General features: G+C 55.9%; 16 protein-coding genes and 2 tRNA genes. 9 read left to right on the forward strand and 9 right to left on the reverse strand.

Annotated elements, in window-relative coordinates; all coding sequences use genetic code 11:
• Window positions 1–7: 7 nt before the first annotated feature.
• From RAE19_RS16275 to RAE19_RS16290, 4 genes are all read right to left on the reverse strand, one after another.
• Window positions 8–502 carry an RDD family protein gene (locus RAE19_RS16275; protein ID WP_313875858.1) on the reverse strand — a complete coding sequence of 165 codons (495 nt, stop codon included), beginning with the start codon at window positions 500–502 and terminating at the stop codon, window positions 8–10.
• 79 nt (window positions 503–581) lie between these two features.
• Window positions 582–1,148 (reverse strand): DUF3106 domain-containing protein, encoded by a 567-nt coding sequence (locus tag RAE19_RS16280; RefSeq protein WP_313875859.1) that lies wholly within the window; start codon window positions 1,146–1,148, stop codon window positions 582–584.
• Between the two features lie 94 nt (window positions 1,149–1,242).
• On the reverse strand, window positions 1,243–1,683 hold the full coding sequence (locus RAE19_RS16285; protein ID WP_313875860.1) for a DUF3619 family protein: 441 nt from the start codon (window positions 1,681–1,683) through the stop codon (window positions 1,243–1,245).
• The gene (locus tag RAE19_RS16290) at window positions 1,680–2,246 is read right to left on the reverse strand and encodes an RNA polymerase sigma factor (protein ID WP_313875861.1); all 567 of its coding nucleotides are present in this window, start codon (window positions 2,244–2,246) and stop codon (window positions 1,680–1,682) included. Before RAE19_RS16290 ends, RAE19_RS16285 begins: the two co-directional genes overlap by 4 nt.
• Before the next feature lie 292 nt (window positions 2,247–2,538).
• Here RAE19_RS16290 and RAE19_RS16295 point away from each other — a divergent pair, with 292 nt between their 5' ends.
• The 6 genes from RAE19_RS16295 (at window position 2,539) to RAE19_RS16320 (ending at window position 9,856) form a co-directional block, all read left to right on the forward strand.
• Window positions 2,539–4,317 (forward strand): acetolactate synthase 3 catalytic subunit, encoded by a 1,779-nt coding sequence (locus RAE19_RS16295; protein ID WP_313875862.1) that lies wholly within the window; start codon window positions 2,539–2,541, stop codon window positions 4,315–4,317.
• Between the two features lie 136 nt (window positions 4,318–4,453).
• Window positions 4,454–4,945, forward strand: coding sequence for an acetolactate synthase small subunit (ilvN, locus tag RAE19_RS16300; protein WP_296508555.1), 492 nt, complete (start codon window positions 4,454–4,456; stop codon window positions 4,943–4,945).
• Window positions 4,946–5,080: 135 nt separating this feature from the next.
• Window positions 5,081–6,097 (forward strand): ketol-acid reductoisomerase, encoded by a 1,017-nt coding sequence (ilvC, locus tag RAE19_RS16305; RefSeq protein ID WP_313875863.1) that lies wholly within the window; start codon window positions 5,081–5,083, stop codon window positions 6,095–6,097.
• Window positions 6,098–6,251: 154 nt separating this feature from the next.
• A complete protein-coding gene (pssA, locus tag RAE19_RS16310) occupies window positions 6,252–7,067 on the forward strand; it encodes a CDP-diacylglycerol--serine O-phosphatidyltransferase (protein WP_313875864.1) in 816 nt (271 codons plus the stop codon).
• Window positions 7,068–7,083: 16 nt separating this feature from the next.
• Complete coding sequence (locus tag RAE19_RS16315) at window positions 7,084–8,622, forward strand: 2-isopropylmalate synthase (RefSeq protein WP_313875865.1); 1,539 nt, start codon at window positions 7,084–7,086, stop codon at window positions 8,620–8,622.
• A 133-nt stretch (window positions 8,623–8,755) separates the two neighbouring features.
• Window positions 8,756–9,856 (forward strand): serine hydrolase, encoded by a 1,101-nt coding sequence (locus tag RAE19_RS16320; protein WP_430962552.1) that lies wholly within the window; start codon window positions 8,756–8,758, stop codon window positions 9,854–9,856.
• A 28-nt stretch (window positions 9,857–9,884) separates the two neighbouring features.
• Here the strand turns inward: RAE19_RS16320 and RAE19_RS16325 are convergent, their stop codons facing one another.
• Genes RAE19_RS16325 through aat form a run of 3 tightly spaced genes read right to left on the reverse strand, consistent with a single transcriptional unit; the run spans window position 9,885 to window position 12,225 of the window.
• Window positions 9,885–10,670 (reverse strand): IclR family transcriptional regulator, encoded by a 786-nt coding sequence (locus RAE19_RS16325; protein ID WP_313875866.1) that lies wholly within the window; start codon window positions 10,668–10,670, stop codon window positions 9,885–9,887.
• Between the two features lie 35 nt (window positions 10,671–10,705).
• Window positions 10,706–11,464 carry an arginyltransferase gene (locus RAE19_RS16330; RefSeq protein ID WP_313875867.1) on the reverse strand — a complete coding sequence of 253 codons (759 nt, stop codon included), beginning with the start codon at window positions 11,462–11,464 and terminating at the stop codon, window positions 10,706–10,708.
• A gap of 20 nt (window positions 11,465–11,484) precedes the next feature.
• Window positions 11,485–12,225 carry a leucyl/phenylalanyl-tRNA--protein transferase gene (aat, locus tag RAE19_RS16335; RefSeq protein WP_313875868.1) on the reverse strand — a complete coding sequence of 247 codons (741 nt, stop codon included), beginning with the start codon at window positions 12,223–12,225 and terminating at the stop codon, window positions 11,485–11,487.
• Between the two features lie 70 nt (window positions 12,226–12,295).
• Between aat and RAE19_RS16340 the strand changes: the two genes are divergently transcribed.
• Window positions 12,296–12,372: transfer RNA gene (locus RAE19_RS16340), tRNA-Pro, on the forward strand.
• 54 nt (window positions 12,373–12,426) lie between these two features.
• A tRNA-Arg gene (locus RAE19_RS16345) sits at window positions 12,427–12,503 on the forward strand.
• 15 nt (window positions 12,504–12,518) lie between these two features.
• On the opposite strand, the gene murI is transcribed toward RAE19_RS16345, so the two are convergent.
• Both murI and RAE19_RS16355 read right to left on the reverse strand, forming a co-directional pair.
• The gene (gene murI / locus RAE19_RS16350; RefSeq protein WP_313875869.1) at window positions 12,519–13,325 is read right to left on the reverse strand and encodes a glutamate racemase; all 807 of its coding nucleotides are present in this window, start codon (window positions 13,323–13,325) and stop codon (window positions 12,519–12,521) included.
• A gap of 19 nt (window positions 13,326–13,344) precedes the next feature.
• Complete coding sequence (locus tag RAE19_RS16355; protein ID WP_313875870.1) at window positions 13,345–14,898, reverse strand: fumarate hydratase; 1,554 nt, start codon at window positions 14,896–14,898, stop codon at window positions 13,345–13,347.
• A gap of 168 nt (window positions 14,899–15,066) precedes the next feature.
• On the opposite strand from RAE19_RS16355, the gene acs reads away from it, so the two are divergent.
• On the forward strand, window positions 15,067–17,064 hold the full coding sequence (gene acs / locus RAE19_RS16360) for an acetate--CoA ligase (RefSeq protein WP_313875871.1): 1,998 nt from the start codon (window positions 15,067–15,069) through the stop codon (window positions 17,062–17,064).
• The last annotated feature ends 34 nt before the right edge of the window (window positions 17,065–17,098 follow it).

Below are 17,098 nucleotides of genomic sequence, written 5' to 3' on the forward strand. Positions count from 1 at the left end.
TTTGTATTCAGCGGCTCATGGGCGCGGAATGGACCAGGCGAGTGCCCGCTAGTACATCGTGCCAAAACTGGTTTTGGGGGTGAAAGCGACTCAAAATCGCCCAGACGGCGATCCAGCCTGTGCAGATCACCGTGATCTCTGGGCCAGACAGTTGAAATGGATACACCGCTGCTAACGGTGGCAAAAACCAGACCCAGCTCAATACGTAGCGCCCCAATGCCCGCAGCTGGGTGATTTTTTGACCATCGACACCCACCACGCGGATGTTCCAGGTTTTCATCGCGAGCGTTTGGCCATGCGCCCAAAACCAAACAAAGTAAATACCCAGCACAAGGAACAAAAAGCCCTGAAGGGCATGGCGGTTGTCCAGTGCATACCGCGTCTGGCTCAGAGTACCAAAAATGTAACCCGCCAAAAACACCACGCCGAACAACAAGATACCCTCATAAATCCAGCATGCCATGCGTCGCCAGAGTCCTGGGGTTATCGCACCATTGATCATCCCGAGCCCGTTCTGTTGTCAAAGAAGCTGCGATTGTAGGCAGGCGCAAGCACCAAAGAGCGGCAGGTGGATCAACCCGCTAGTTTGCGCTGCTTGTTTTGGAAGCTGGGGCGAGGGGCAGGAGTGTGTTGCGATCAACGGGCTGCTGAGCAGCCAGTCGTTCCCGGTGGGTTTCCGGTGAATTCCTGGTCACGGGTACAGGCGTTAACTTCTGGGGCGGAGGCGCTTTGGCGGCTACCGCTGCACCTGCTGGTTTGGCAGCCCCTTTGCGCGCTAGAGCGTCCTTTTCCTCTTGGCTCAGTGCTTGGTAGGCCTCCCAGTTGGACAGCCGGTCCGCTGCAGGTGTCTTCTTTGTCTCAGCGAAATTTAACCGTGCTTGCTGCCGTTCCTTCGGCTTCAGTGCAGCCCATTCGGCCATCCGGCTGTGCAGTGTCTCTTTGTCTGCCGCGGACATGGCAGAAAAATTTTGCGACAAAGCGATCCACTTCCTGCGGTGTCCGTCGGCCAAGGTGTCCCAGCTCTCTTTCAGAGGAGCTAGTGCAATTTTTTGTCCCGCACCCAAGGCCGTCCAGTTCAAATTGGTCGAGGCGGGAACACTCGGCAGCACTGATCCGGTCTGACCATGGGCCGGAGCGCTGATACCCAAGCAAGTTGCTCCTAGGCATGCAGTGATCAAGCCCACAGGTATGAGGTTGAGGTTGCTGGAGAAGTGCTTCATAAAGAGTCGGGTGCTCTCTGACTTATTTTTCTTGGTTCGTACGTAAAAATTGTGCAAAACCAGGGTCAGTATAGGCCGCCGGTGGCAAAGGATCTGTCAGCAGTTGAATGTCCACATCGGCGATTTCCTGGGCGCTGAACTCGTCCTGCAAGGTGTCTATGACCAACATACCGGCGATCAAGGCGAGCAAAGGCAACCAAGAACCCAGCTGCATCCAAAGATTTTTGAATCCGGATCCCATCTGCATGCCGGCTTGCCCGGCAGACGCCAATACCGCTTGGCTGGCTGATACTGGTTCGAGAGCAATTTTGCGTTTCGCTACCGCTTGAACACGGGCCGCTTTGAGCCGCTCGGTAATGTCGTGAGGCAGGTCTTGTGCTCCCTCATGGAGGCGCGAAGCAATTGCACGGGCCACGGCTTTCTCAATATCAGCACCGGAACGGTGCGCTACAGTTTTTTTCATAGCCGGATTCCCTTTCCTCTTAACGCATTGCCCAAGGCTTGCACCGCTCGGGAACAGTGTGTTTTTACGCTGCCTTGTGAACAGCCCATCGCAGTCGCAGTTTCCGCGACATCCATATCCTCCCAATAACGCATCAGGAAGGCTTCCCGTTGACGGGGCGGCAGTCGTAAAACCTCTTCTTCAATAGATCTTAGGGTTTGTGCCCGTTCTGTCTGGGTCTCTGTGCTCTCTGACTGTTCGCCGCCTTGGTCGGTGACCAGAGATTCGAGTAGATTGAAATCTTCGTCTTCAGTTCCTGATTCGAAGTCACTGAGCGTCGAAAACAACGCGCTATAAGTCTTTTGCCGGCGAAACCAGTCGAGGGTGCTGTTGGACAGAATACGTTGAAACAGCATAGGCAGCTCTTCCACGGGCTTGTGTCCGTAGTGTTCAGCCAGTTTCATCATGCTGTCTTGAACAATGTCCAGGGCGGACTCATCGTTGCGGACATGGTATGCCGCACGTTTGAAGGCCCGTTTTTCAACACTCTTCAAAAAGTCGGAAAGTTCTTTTTCGGTTGCCAATTGACAAGGCCATCGCTGGCAAAAAAAGGGGGCGCACCGTGCACTTGGAGTGTGCATTCGGCGGCATCTACGTCGCAGATTATTGCACTTCAATCTTGTCTGCTCGTTGCCTTCTCAGGGATGGAGTGCCGACAATGCCATAATAGGGGCGCAATTAAAAGGCAAACGGGTCCTGGTCCGGCGCAACATTCAATGCGCTCATGGCTTTGATCTTAAGTCCCGACGCGACTCCACAAGTGTTTGCGAAGGGGCACCCAAGGTTTTTCGTCAGAGAAATTCACAAAGGTTCATCATGGAAATTTCTAAAGCCGAAATCGCTTCGGCAGCATCCGCATCCAAATCCGCCGCTGTTCCCGAGTTGAGGGGCGCGGAAGTCCTCGTCAAAGCGCTCCAAGCCGAAAACGTCAAGTACATCTGGGGCTACCCCGGTGGTGCAGTTCTGCACATTTACGACGCCTTCTACAAGCAAGACACCATTCAGCACGTTCTGGTACGTCACGAGCAAGCAGCTGTGCATGCTGCCGACGGCTATGCCCGTGCGACCGGTGATGTTGGCGTGGCGCTGGTGACATCCGGTCCGGGTCTGACCAATGCAGTGACCGGTATTGCCACCGCTTACATGGACAGCATTCCCATGGTGATTATTTCTGGTCAAGTGCCTACGCACGCAATCGGACTGGACGCCTTCCAAGAGTGCGACACCGTCGGTATCACGCGTCCCATTGTTAAGCACAACTTCTTGGTGAAAGACGCCAAGGACATGGCGGACGTGATGAAGAAGGCTTTCCACATCGCGCGCAGTGGCCGTCCCGGCCCTGTGGTGGTGGACATTCCGAAGGATGTGTCCTTCAAGAAAGTGCCATATCACGGCTACCCCGAGAGCGTGGAAATGCGCTCTTACAACCCGGTGCGCAAGGGCCACGGCGGTCAAATCCGCAAGGCCTTGCAACTGTTGTTGGCGGCTAAGCGTCCTTACATCTACACAGGTGGCGGCGTGTTGCTGAGTAACGCTTCCAGCGAACTCCGCACGCTGGTGGATATGCTGGGTTACCCCTGCACCAACACCCTGATGGGCTTGGGTGCGTATCCTGCGAGCGACCGCAAGTTCCTCGGCATGCTGGGCATGCACGGTACCGTCGAAGCCAACAACGCCATGCAGAACTGCGATGTACTCTTGGCGGTTGGCGCCCGTTTTGATGACCGCGTGATCGGGAATCCCAAGCACTTCGCCCAGAATGAGCGCAAGATCATTCATATTGACATTGATCCATCCAGCATTTCCAAGCGGGTGAAGGTCGATATCCCGATCGTGGGCGATGTGAAGGACGTGCTCAACGAAATGATCGCGATGATCCGTGAGGGTTCGACCAAGCCTGACGCGAATGCATTGGGCGCGTGGTGGGACACGATTGAAGGCTGGCGCAAGCGTGATTGCATGAAGTACAACCCCGGCAACGGCGATGTGATCAAGCCGCAATATGTCGTGGAAACTCTTTGGAATATGACCAAAGACGCCGACACTTACATCACGTCCGATGTGGGGCAACACCAGATGTGGGCTGCGCAGTACTACAAGTTTGACGAGCCCCGTCGCTGGATCAACTCAGGTGGTCTGGGAACCATGGGCGTGGGCATTCCCTATGCCATGGGTATCAAACTGGCCAAGCCGCAAAGCGAGGTGTTCTGCATTACCGGCGAAGGCTCGGTACAAATGAACATCCAGGAGCTTTCCACCTGCCTGCAGTACAACACGCCTATCAAGATCTGCTCCTTGAACAACCGTTTCCTCGGGATGGTGCGTCAGTGGCAGGAAGTGGAGTATGAGGGGCGCTACAGCCACAGTTACATGGACGCACTGCCGAACTTTGTGAAGTTGGCGGAAGCCTACGGTCACGTCGGTATGTTGATTGAGCGTCCCCAGGATGTGGAGCCCGCACTGCGCGAGGCCCGCAAACTCAAAGACCGGACGGTGTTCATGGACTTCCGCACGGACCCGACTGAAAACGTGTTCCCTATGGTCCAAGCCGGCAAGGGCATCACAGAGATGCTGCTCGGCTCGGAGGACCTTTAAGCGGATTAGCGTCAAATAGTGCTCTAGCGCACACCCTGTGTGCGCGAGCTGCTATCATTTTTGAAGAATCTATTGTCTGCCGAGCTGTGCGGTTACCGCCGTGCGGGGAGGGCAGCGAAAAGAGGAATCGGTATTTATGAAACACATCATTGCAGTTTTGCTGGAGAACGAGCCCGGCGCCTTGTCGCGTGTCGTGGGCTTGTTCTCGGCCCGCGGATACAACATCGAATCCCTGACCGTGGCACCCACGGAAGATCCGAGCTTGTCGCGCATGACGATCCAGACTCATGGTTCAGACGACGTGATCGAACAAATTACCAAGCACTTGAACCGCCTGATTGAAGTGGTAAAGGTGGTGGACCTGACGGAAGGCGCCTACATCGAGCGTGAGCTCATGATGGTGAAGGTTCGTGCGGTAGGAAAGGAGCGGGAAGAGATGAAGCGTATGGCTGACATCTTCCGTGGCCGCATCATCGATGTGACTGAAAAGAGTTACACCATCGAGCTTACAGGCGATCAATCCAAGAATGATGCGTTCCTGGAAGCTATTGAGCGCACCGCCATTCTGGAAACGGTGCGAACCGGCTCTAGCGGCATCGGTCGCGGCGAGCGCATTCTGCGGGTTTGATGAAGGTTTTCCTGTGTGCGCTTCGGCTGGCTCAACACACAGGGATTGTTTGGCGACAGTGTTAACCGTTCGCCCCGAGCTTAGGTAGTTTTTGCAACAGGGCGCTTTTCGCCAATATTTATTTCGGAGAGAAAAATGAAAGTTTTTTACGACAAGGATTGTGACCTGAGCCTGATCAAGGGCAAGACAGTTGCCATCATCGGTTACGGCAGCCAAGGCCACGCACACGCGCAAAACTTGAACGACAGTGGCGTGAAGGTCGTCGTCGGTCTGCGCAAGGGCGGAGCCTCCTGGGACAAAGTCGGCAAAGCCGGCTTGACAGTGCTGGAAGTGAACGATGCGGTCAAGGCCGCGGACGTTGTCATGATCTTGTTGCCCGACGAGCAAATCGCCGAGGTGTACAACAACAACGTAGCGCCCAACATCAAGCAAGGCGCTTCTTTGGCCTTTGCCCACGGTTTCAACGTGCACTACAACCAAGTCGTGCCCCGAGCAGATCTGGACGTCTGGATGGTGGCTCCCAAGGCTCCCGGCCACACTGTGCGCAACACTTACACCCAAGGTGGTGGCGTGCCTCACCTGGTTGCTGTGCACCAGGACAAGTCCGGCAAAGCCCGTGACCTGGCTCTGAGCTACGCGATGGCCAACGGTGGCGGCAAGGCCGGCATCATTGAGACCAACTTCAAGGAAGAAACTGAAACCGACTTGTTCGGTGAGCAGGCTGTCTTGTGCGGTGGCGCTGTCGAGCTGATCAAGATGGGTTACGAGACTCTGGTGGAAGCCGGCTACGCGCCTGAAATGGCGTACTTCGAGTGCTTGCACGAGCTGAAGCTGATCGTAGACCTGATTTACGAAGGCGGCATTGCCAACATGAACTACTCCATCTCTAACAATGCGGAGTTCGGCGAGTACGTGACAGGCCCTGAAGTCATCAACGAAGAATCCCGTAAGGCCATGCGCAACGCATTGAAGCGCATCCAGAACGGTGACTACGCCAAGATGTTCATCCAGGAAGGCCGTTTGAACTACCCAAGCATGACCGCACGCCGCCGCAACACAGCTGATCACTCAATCGAAGTGGTGGGTGCACAACTGCGCGCCATGATGCCTTGGATTGCCAAGAACAAGCTGGTTGACCAGACCCGCAACTAAGCCGCTATGGCTTAACGCAAAAGGCCACTTCGGTGGCCTTTTGCTTTGGGGGTTCTTCTATGGATGGATCGCGCACTGGCTTACACTGCGTGCCTGACTTTGTTCCGGTTGTTTTGGAACGTATTGGGCCTCAAAGGCCCTCCCTGGAGATGGCATGCATGATGGAATAGAAACCCAAGGTTCGACCGGTAATGGTGGCGGTATTAAAAACCGGCGCAAAGGCATCTATGTGCTTCCGAACCTGTTTACTTTGGCCGCCTTGTTCGGTGGCTTTTACGCCATTGTCATGGCGATGAATGGGCGCTTTGATCTTGCTGCTGCTGGTATTTTTTGCGCGATGGTGCTCGACAGTCTGGACGGCCGGGTTGCCCGGATGACCAACACCCAAAGCGCTTTTGGTGAGCAAATGGATTCGCTCTCCGACATGGTGTCTTTCGGCGCTGCACCTGCGTTGATTTCCTATGAGTGGGCGTTGCGGGGGCTGGGGCGTTGGGGCTGGTTTGCTGCCTTTGTTTATTGCGCTTGCGCGGCACTCCGTCTGGCCCGCTTCAATGTCAACACGACGGTCGTGGACAAGCGCTACTTTCAGGGCCTGCCGTCTCCAGCAGCTGCAGCGTTGGTAGCGGGTTTTATCTGGGTTGCTACAGACCAAGGTATATCTGGCCCATCGGTGGCTTGGCCGGTATTCGCATTAGCCTTGTATGCGGGTCTGACCATGGTGACCAATGTTCCGTTTTACAGCTTCAAAGACGTGCAAATGAAACGAAGTGTTCCATTTGTCGTCATTGTTCTGATCGCTCTAGGCATTGCGGTGATCAATATCCACCCGCCGATTGTGATGTTCGGCGTGTTCGTGGTGTATGGATTTAGCGGGTACGTGGTGTATCTGGTGCGTCGCGCTCGTGGTGTACGAACCAGCGTGATCAGCACGTCGACCGACGAGCCTGAAGAGCGCGGCTTGCATCGATAAACAGAGGGGAATTTCCATGTCTGACAAACTGATTATTTTTGACACCACTTTGCGCGATGGCGAACAGTCGCCCGGCGCCTCGATGACCCGTGATGAGAAGCTGCGTATTGCCCGCCAGCTGGAACGCTTGCGGGTGGACGTGATCGAGGCCGGTTTTGCTGCAAGTTCAAATGGCGATTTCGAGGCAGTGCAGCTGATTGCCAACTCGATCAAGGATTCCACCGTGTGCTCGCTGTCGCGTGCAAACGACCGTGATATTGCCCGAGCTGCCGAGGCGCTCAAAGGCGCCAACAGCGCGCGCATCCACACCTTTATTGCGACCTCTGCACTGCACATGGAGAAAAAGCTCCGTATGTCGCCAGAGCAAGTGCTGGAACAGGCCAAACAGTCCGTGCGCTTTGCTCGCAACCTGGTCGCTGATATCGAGTTCAGCCCGGAAGACGGTTACCGTAGCGACCCTGATTTTTTGTGCCGCGTTCTCGAAGCTGTGATTGCTGAAGGGGCTACCACCATCAACGTGCCCGATACGGTCGGTTATGCGGTGCCTGAGCTGTATGGCAACTTCATCAAATCATTGCGCGAACGCATTCCGAACTCCGACAAAGCGATCTGGTCAGTGCACTGCCACAACGACTTGGGTATGGCGGTCGCCAACTCCTTGGCTGGGGTGAAGATTGGAGGAGCTCGTCAGGTGGAATGCACCGTGAATGGCTTGGGTGAGCGGGCCGGAAATTGCAGTCTGGAAGAGATTGTGATGGCCGTGAAGACCCGTAAAGACTATTTCGGACTGGAGCTGGGCATTGATGCAACGCACATCCTCGCAGCAAGTCGCATGGTGAGTCAGACCACCGGTTTTGTTGTACAGCCCAATAAAGCGGTGGTCGGTGCCAACGCGTTTGCCCATGCCTCTGGCATTCACCAAGACGGCGTTTTGAAGGCCCGTGATACCTATGAAATTATGCGCGCGGAAGATGTGGGCTGGACGGCCAACAAAATCGTGCTGGGCAAGCTGAGCGGCCGCAATGCTTTCAAACAACGTCTGCAGGAGTTAGGAGTCCAACTCGGCAGCGAGACTGAGATCAACGCAGCGTTTTCCCGCTTCAAGGAACTTGCCGATCGTAAAAGCGAAATTTTTGACGAAGACATCTTGGCGCTGGTTGGCGATGAGAGTGTGTCGTCTGAGATCGAGCAATATGGTTTCGTTTCATTGTCTCAGCACAGTGAAACAGGGGAGCGGCCCCAAGCCACGATTGTGTTTACCTCTGGCGGCAAAGAGATGAAGGGTGCTTCTGATGGCAATGGACCCGTCGATGCGTCGCTGAGAGCGATCGAGTCTCTGGTGCAAAGCGGGGCTGAGATGGTCTTGTACTCGGTGAACGCGATCAGCGGGTCGACGGAAAGTCAAGGCGAAGTGACAGTACGACTGCAAAACAGCGGTCGTGTGGTCAACGGAGTCGGGTCTGATCCGGACATCGTGGTGGCGTCGGCGAAAGCTTACTTGAGTGCTTTGAATAAGCTGCAAAGCAAGTCAGACCGTGTTGCGGCACAGGGGTGAGCGAGTTAAGTTGAAAATAGTTGAGGTTCAGCGCGCAAGTATTTGATCTATTTGAAGTTTTTTGATTAAACTGGCGGGGAACACTATGAAAAGCGTCTGCAAATGAATTGCAGGCGTTTTTTTCAAAGGAACTATGTTGAAACGCATCATTATTCAACTCAGCGCCGCAGGTCTTATGGCTTCCGTGCTGCTACTTCCTTTCTCAGCACTTGCCACTACGCAGAGCAAGAAGGCTACTGCCAAAACTTCACAAGTGAAGGCTTCGCAAAGCAAAAAGGTGGCAGTTAAGGCGGTACGCAAACAAAAGGCGGTTTCCGCTACCAAGCGGGTCTCAACCAAAAAGCCGGTAGCCAAAAATATCAAAAAGGCCGTAGTCGCCGTCGCTCCGAAACCTTCTTACGGGCAGCTCGCAGGCTTGCATGGCAAGCAAGACGCCTTGGACTTGAAGTCGAGCGTCGCCTTCGTGGTGGACCAGGACACCAAGGAGGTGCTTTTCAGCAAAAACGAGAATGCAGTGCTTCCGATCGCGTCGATCACCAAATTGATGACCGGAGTGCTTATCAGCGAAGCACGGCTTCCGATGGAAGAATCCATTGAAATTACCCAAGCTGATGTGGATACCGAAAAAGGCAGCTCCTCACGTTTGCGCGTAGGTACCGAGTTGTCTCGCGGTGAGCTACTTCACCTTGCCTTGATGGCGAGTGAAAACCGAGCTGCGCATGCACTGGGCAGGACGTACCCTGGTGGCTTGCAGCATTTTGTCAGCTTGATGAACCGCAAAGCCAAGCTATTGGGCATGGCAGACACGCAGTATGTGGAGCCCACTGGCCTGAGTAGCCGCAATCAGTCCAGCGCCAAGGATTTGGCTACGCTGGTGAGTTATGCCTACAGCGATCAAACTTTGCGTGAACTGTCCACCTCAACCGGCTATCAAGTTGAAGTGGGTAACCGTACCTTGCAGTACAACAATACCAATCGCTTGGTGAAAAACCCTGCGTGGGAAATCGGGCTGCAGAAGACGGGCTACATCGCTGAAGCAGGGCAGTGTTTGGTGATGCAAGCAAAAATATCAGGCCGAAAACTCATCATGGTTTTTCTGGACTCTGCGGGTAAGCTGACGCGAATTGCTGACGCGGAACGTGTGCGCAAGTGGGTGGAAACAGGGCACCCAGTCGCTACGAAAGGCTCACCGCTCGCCCTCAAGGGATTTGACAGTCGTATTGCGACAAACTGATAACAAAAAAGCCTGCTCTTGCAGGCTTTTATCTTTGGGGGGATCTAAACCCCAGTGTCTCAGAGATGTGTCGCGCGGTCTCTTTGAGTTTGGGTAGCCAGTCGTCTTCCAAGCGACCAGAAGGCGCAGAAATGGACAGGCCCGCTATCAGCTTGCCTTGATCGTCGTAAATACCTGCAGCCATACAACGGACGCCGAGTTCAAGTTCTTCATTGTCACTTGCCTGGCCATACTGACGGACCTTGGAGAGCTCGCGCTCCAACACATCCAAGTCGGTGATGCTGTTTTTGGTGTGGCCTTGCAACCCTGTTCTGGTGGCATAAGAACGAATGCGCAGGGGATCATCAGCGGCCAAGAACAATTTGCCCACTGAGGTGAGGTGTAGTGGTGCGCGTCCGCCAATCGCCCTGACAACCTGCATGCCGCTACGTTCACTGTAGGCACGCTCGACATAGATGATTTCATCGCCCTGGCGCATGCTCAGGTTAACGGGCTGCTGAATTAGCTTGTGCAGCTCGCGCATAGGGCCCAGCGCCGCGTCACGGACGTTTAGGCGGGCCTTCACAAGATTACCCAGCTCCAACAGGCGCATCCCGAGGCGGTAGCTGCCTGATTGGGGGCGATCGACAAACCGCCCGGACACCAAGTCATTCAAGATCCGGTGCGTTGTAGAGGGATGCAGACCAGCGCGTTCACTGATCTCTTTCAGCGGGATCGCCTCTTCTCTGGAAGCGAGAACGTCAATCAGCGTGAACATGCGCTCCAGCACTTGAACTGCGGGGGCGGATTGGGGGTCGTGTTCTTTTTTAGTCATGGTGCTTCGTGGCCGATGTTAACCCGTCAAAGCCCCTACACCTGTGGGTTCAATAGCCCTGTTGCATTCCAGTTGCCATTAACCAAAATTTCATGCGGTTTGAAGTTGGCCTTGTATTGCATCTTCGGGCTGCTCTCAATCCAGTAGCCCAAGTAAACATAAGGCAGCCCAAGCTGTTTGGCCTGCTCAATCTGCCAGAGCACATTGAAGGTTCCATAGCTGGCACCTTCATCGGGAGCAAAAAATGTGTACACCGCGGATAGGCCGTTGTCGAGGACATCCAAAATGGACACCATTTTGAGTGCACCCAAACTTTGCTCGCTATCTGTCGCTTCTCGAAACTCAACCAGGCGGGAGTTCACGCGACTCTGCAGCAAAAACTGAATGTACTGATCGATGCTGTCCTCATCCATACCGCCTCCGGCATGTCTGGCGAGTTGGTAGCGCAGATAGAGGTCGTAGTGTTCTCTCGAAAAGCCGAGGTTCAGTACGCGGGCCTGCAAGTTGGCGTGCTGTCTTGCCGCTCTCTTCTGGCTCTTATTGGCTTGGAATTGTTCCACCGGAATGCGTAGCGGGGTGCAGGCCTGGCACCCATCACAGTAAGGGCGGTAGGTGAACATGCCGCTGCGCCGGAAGCCCTTCTCAACGAGGCTGGAGTAGGTCGCCGTGTCAATGATGTGACTTGGCGTGGCGACTTGGGATCGGGCTTGTCGGTCCGAGAGGTAACTGCAGTCGTACGGCGCGGTGGCATAAAACTGCAGTGTTTGGATGGGGAGATCCGTCAGATCGGTCATGGCAGAGTTTCGCAAGCTGACTACAAGTGATTCCAGTATAGGTGGTCAAAGCGCCAATCGATGGGAGGCTTGGGTATGGCGGAGTCGAGGCACTGTTGAAACGTTCTTTTGTCGATCGGCCGTGCGCCCATGAAGGCCAGATGTGAGGTGACCTGCTGGCAATCAATCCATGCGACCTTGTGGTGGCGGGCAATTGCCACTAGTGCGGCCAAAGCCAGTTTGGATGCGTCGGTTCGCCTTGCAAACATCGATTCGCCAAACACGGCGTGACCAATGCAGACGCAGTACAAGCCGCCAACCAATTCACCATCTTGCCAAGTCTCAATGCTGTGCGCGTGCCCTGCATGGTGCAAGCGGAGATATGCCGCCCGGATTTCCGGCAGTATCCATGTGCCGTTTTGTCCATCGCGAGGGGTCAAAGAGCAGGCTTCAATGACTTTTTCGAAAGAGCTGTCCACCCGGATTTCAGAACCCGGGGTGTCCCGGAAACGCCGGATGGTTTTCTTGAGTGACCTGTGGAGCCGGAACTCATCCACCCACAACGTCATCCGTGGGTTTGTGCTCCACCAAAGTGTGGGTTGGCCTTCGCTGTACCAGGGAAAGATGCCATTAGAGTAGGCGCGGAGCAATGTCGCGGGCTCCAGATCGCCGCCGGCTGCGAGCAAGCCTGGGGCCGGCGAGTCCTCTCCCCAAGCCGCAGAGGTACTCGGAAATGATTCGCCGGGTTCCAACCATGGCAACAGGGGTGACGATGTAGGCATGGAAGGTAGGTGCAAAAAAACGATGACGAAGCTGGAAACAGCGGTTTTATCAGGTTAGAATACCAGTTGTCGGGGTGTAGCGCAGCCTGGTAGCGCATCTGCTTTGGGAGCAGAGGGTCGCGAGTTCGAATCCCGCCGCCCCGACCACTTTTTAAAAATCAAAGGCTCTGAAGTTTTAACGCTTTGGGGCCTTTGTTCTTTGTGCCCGTAGCTCAGTCGGATAGAGCAACAGCCTTCTAAGCTGTGGGTCGGGGGTTCGATCCCCTCCGGGCACGCCAAGTCGCTCTCTTTCCCTAAATCCTCAATTCATGTGCGGTATCTGAGATCCCAAGCCAGTGCTCAGCCGCACGGGCTAATGTTTGTGGATCGCCAGTGCTGTGGAAGTCAATCCGGCCTGCATCGGGGGATTCTTGGGTCTGCAGAAGATCGGCTTCCGCTAGCAGTCGTCGTGTCTGGCGAGCGACCGGTGCGCCGCCTTCCAGATAGCGCACTCTGTCTCCGGTTCCCATGCGCAGCGAAGACTCGGCAAATGGGTAGTGTGTGCAGCCCAATACCAAGGTGTCCATCTCGCCAGTTTGAGTGCCAAAAGTGCCCATAGCCCTCGTAAATGTTGCGCAGGATGCTCCTGTTTTTGTAGCGTCTAATTGTTCAATGGCCAGTGCAAGTCCGGGGCAGGGTTGAAGAACAAATCGTGCTTGGCTTTGCAGGCTGGCCAGCAAACGTTGGAACTTCTCACTCTTCAGGGTGCTTGGTGTCGCCATCACCCCGATCACGCCTGTTTGGCTCGCTGCCACGGCAGGTTTGAGTGCCGGCTCAATACCGATGATGGGCAAGCCAGGGTGCTCTGCCCGGAGCACATGGATGGCTGCCGCGGTTGCAGTGTTGCATGCTACGACCAGTGCTTTGATCTGGTGCTGACTTTGCAGCCAGCGGCTGATTGTGCCGGACCGATGGATCAGGTAATCGTCATCCCGCTCACCATAGGGCGCATGGCCACTGTCGGCGACATAGACAAACCTCTCGAGCGGCAACTCGGTCCTGAGCGCCCGCAGGACGCTCAGGCCACCCAGGCCGCTGTCAAACACCCCGATGGGGTGCATGCTTTCGATCGGCAATGGCTTAACGCGAAGTGACAGGAATGGACTTGAACTCGCCGGTAGCGATCTTCTTTTTCCACTCTTCAGGGCCTGTGATGTGAGCACTGGTGCCACCAGCGTCCACCGCCACAGTGACAGGCATGTCAACGACGTCGAACTCGTAAATCGCTTCCATGCCCATGTCTTCAAAACCGACCACTTTGGCAGTCTTGATGGCTTTGGATACCAGGTAGGCCGCACCGCCCACCGCCATCAGGTAGGCGCTCTGGTGCTTCTTGATGGCTTCGATGGCGACGGGGCCGCGCTCTGCCTTGCCGATCATGGCAATCAGTCCGGTTTGCGCCAGCATCATCTCGGTGAATCCATCCATGCGGGTAGCGGTTGTCGGGCCGGCGGGGCCCACGGCTTCATCGCGAACCGGGTCAACGGGTCCGACGTAATAAATCACCCGGTTAGCAAAATCCACGGGCAGCTTTTCGCCCTTGGCCAGCATGCCCTGGATGCGTTTGTGCGCGGCATCACGGCCGGTGAGCATCTTGCCGTTCAACAACAAAGTTTGGCCTGGTTTCCAGCTGGCGACTTCTTCCTTCGTCAGGGTATTGAGGTCCACTTTTTTGCTGGTCTCGTAGTCAGGTGTCCAGTTGACGTTGGGCCAGAGGTCCAAGCTTGGTGGATCCAGATACACGGGGCCGCTGCCGTCCAACACAAAATGGGCGTGGCGGGTGGCGGCGCAGTTCGGGATCATAGCGACCGGTTTGCTGGCCGCGTGCGTCGGATACATCTTGATTTTGACGTCCAACACGGTGGTCAAACCGCCCAGGCCCTGTGCGCCAATGCCCAGCGCATTGACCTTCTCCATCAGCTCCAAGCGCATTTTTTCCACATTGCTGAGTTCAGCGCCGGTTGCGGCTTTGGTCTGCAGCTCATACATGTCCAAATCGTCCATCAGGCTCTCTTTTGCCATCAGGACGGCCTTTTCAGCGGTGCCGCCGATGCCGATGCCCAGCATGCCGGGCGGACACCAGCCAGCGCCCATGGTGGGAACGGTCTTCAAGACCCAGTCCACCACCGAGTCGCCGGGGTTCAGCATGACCATTTTGCTTTTGTTCTCGGAACCGCCGCCTTTGGCTGCCACGGTCACTTCGACCGTATTGCCGGGCACGATTTCCGTGAAGATCACGGCCGGGGTGTTGTCTTTGGTGTTCTTGCGCAAAAACTCAGGGTCCGCAACCACCGAGGCGCGCAGGGTGTTGTCGGGGTGGTTGTAGCCTTGGCGCACACCTTCGTTGATGGCGTCGTCCAAGCTCCCAGTGAAGCCTTCCCAGCGCACATCCATGCCGACTTTGAGGAACACGTTCACGATGCCGGTGTCTTGGCAAATGGGGCGGTGGCCGGTCGCGCTCATTTTGCTGTTCGTCAGGATTTGGGCAATCGCGTCTTTGGCGGCCGGGCTCTGCTCGCGCTCGTAGGCGCGGGCCAGGTGGGCGATGTAGTCGGCGGGGTGGTAGTAGCTGATGTACTGCAGCGCGGCAGACACGGATTCGATCAGGTCAGCCTGGCGGATAGAGGTGGTCATGGTCGGTCTTTTCAGAGATTGGATAGCAGTGAAGGGCAAACCCGCTGAGTTTATCGAATCACACCTGCACCAGCCTGACGGCGGGCCTTGACCGATATCAGTCAGTGATTTGTAAGTGCATGGGATAACCATGCGCGCAGTTTTCAAAAAATCCGAGGAGACAAACCTGTGAGCGCATCATCTTCTGCTATCGAGTCCATGTTGGTTGAAAACCGGGTGTTCCCACCCAGTGAAGCCACGGTCAAAGCGGCCCGCATCTCCGGCATGGAGGGCTACAACGCCCTTTGCGCCGAAGCCGAGAAAGATTTCGAAGGTTTCTGGGCCCGCTTGGCCAAGGAAAACGTGGTGTGGAACAAGCCTTTCACCCGCACTTTGGATGAGTCCAACGCACCGTTTTACAAATGGTTTGATGACGGCGAGTTGAATGCGTCCGCGAACTGCCTGGACAAGCACATCGGCACCCCCACCGAAAACAAAGTAGCGGTCATTTTTGAGGCCGATGACGGTACTGTCACCAAAACCACCTACAAAGAGCTGCTGGCACGGGTCAGCCAGTTTGCCAACGCACTCAAGGCAGACGGCATCCAAAAGGGCGACCGTGTGTTGGTGTACATGCCTATGACACTGGAAGGCGTGATTGCAATGCAGGCCTGCGCCCGTATCGGCGCAACCCACAGCGTGGTGTTCGGCGGCTTCTCGGCCAAGGCCTTGCAAGAGCGCATCATTGACGCAGGCGCGGTGGCGGTGATCACCAGCAACTACCAGATGCGCGGCGGCAAAGAGTTGCCCTTGAAGTCCATTGTGGACGAGGGCATTGCCATGGGTGGCTGCGAGTCCATCAAGAATGTGTACGTGTACCAGCGCACCAAAACGGCCTGCAACATGGTGGCAGGGCGCGACAAAACGTTTGATGTAGCACTTGCCGGCAAAAGCACCGACTGTGCACCGGTACCCGTGGGCGCTGAGCACCCCTTGTTCATCCTCTACACCTCGGGTTCTACCGGCAAGCCCAAGGGCGTGCAGCATTCCACAGGTGGCTATTTGCTGTGGGCCAAGCTCACCATGGATTGGACCTTTGACTTGAAGCCTGAGGATGTGTTCTGGTGCACGGCTGATATCGGCTGGATCACGGGCCACACCTATGTGGCCTACGGCCCCTTGGCTGCTGGCGCTACCCAGATCATTTTTGAGGGTGTGCCCACTTTCCCGAACGCCGGCCGCTTCTGGCAAATGATCGAGCGCCACAAGTGCACCATCTTCTACACGGCGCCGACTGCGATCCGTTCGCTGATCAAGGCGGCTGAGAGCGATGCCTCTGTGCACCCCGACCGCTCCGACTTGTCAAGCCTGCGCATCCTCGGTTCGGTGGGTGAGCCCATCAACCCCGAAGCTTGGATGTGGTACTACAAAAACGTCGGCCACGAGAAATGCCCCATCGTGGACACCTTCTGGCAAACCGAAACCGGTGGCCACATGATGACCCCGCTGCCCGGCGCCACACCGTTGGTGCCCGGTAGCTGCACACTGCCCCTGCCTGGAATCATGGCCGCCATCGTGGATGAAGTTGGCAATGACATTGCCAATGGAACCGGTGGTATCTTGGTCGTCAAGCGCCCGTGGCCCTCCATGATCCGCACCATCTGGAATGACCCCGAGCGCTTCAAAAAGGCCTATTTCCCCGAGGAAATGGGTGGCAAGCTGTACCTTGCCGGTGACGGTGCGGTGCGCAGTGCAGACCGTGGCTATTTCCGTATCACTGGCCGCATTGATGACGTGCTCAACGTGTCCGGCCACCGCATGGGAACCATGGAAATTGAGTCCGCGCTCGTGTCCAAGTCCGATCTGGTCGCAGAAGCTGCGGTGGTCGGCCGGCCCGATGATTTGACGGGCGAGGCGATTTGCGCTTTTGTGGTGCTTAAGCGGGCCCGCCCCAGCGGCGACGAAGCCAAAGCGATTGCCAAAGAACTGCGCGACTGGGTTGCCAAAGAAATCGGACCTATCGCCAAGCCCAAGGACATCCGCTTTGGTGAAAACCTGCCCAAGACCCGTTCCGGCAAGATCATGCGCCGCTTGCTGCGCTCCTTGGCCAAGGGAGAGTCCATTACCCAGGACACCAGCACCCTGGAGAATCCAGCCATCTTGGACCAACTGGGACAGGCTTACTAAGTCAGCCTAGTTTCTCGATACGGTGGGAGCCTGT

Source organism: Rhodoferax potami (genome assembly GCF_032193805.1).
Lineage (GTDB): Bacteria > Pseudomonadota > Gammaproteobacteria > Burkholderiales > Burkholderiaceae_C > Allorhodoferax > Allorhodoferax potami_A.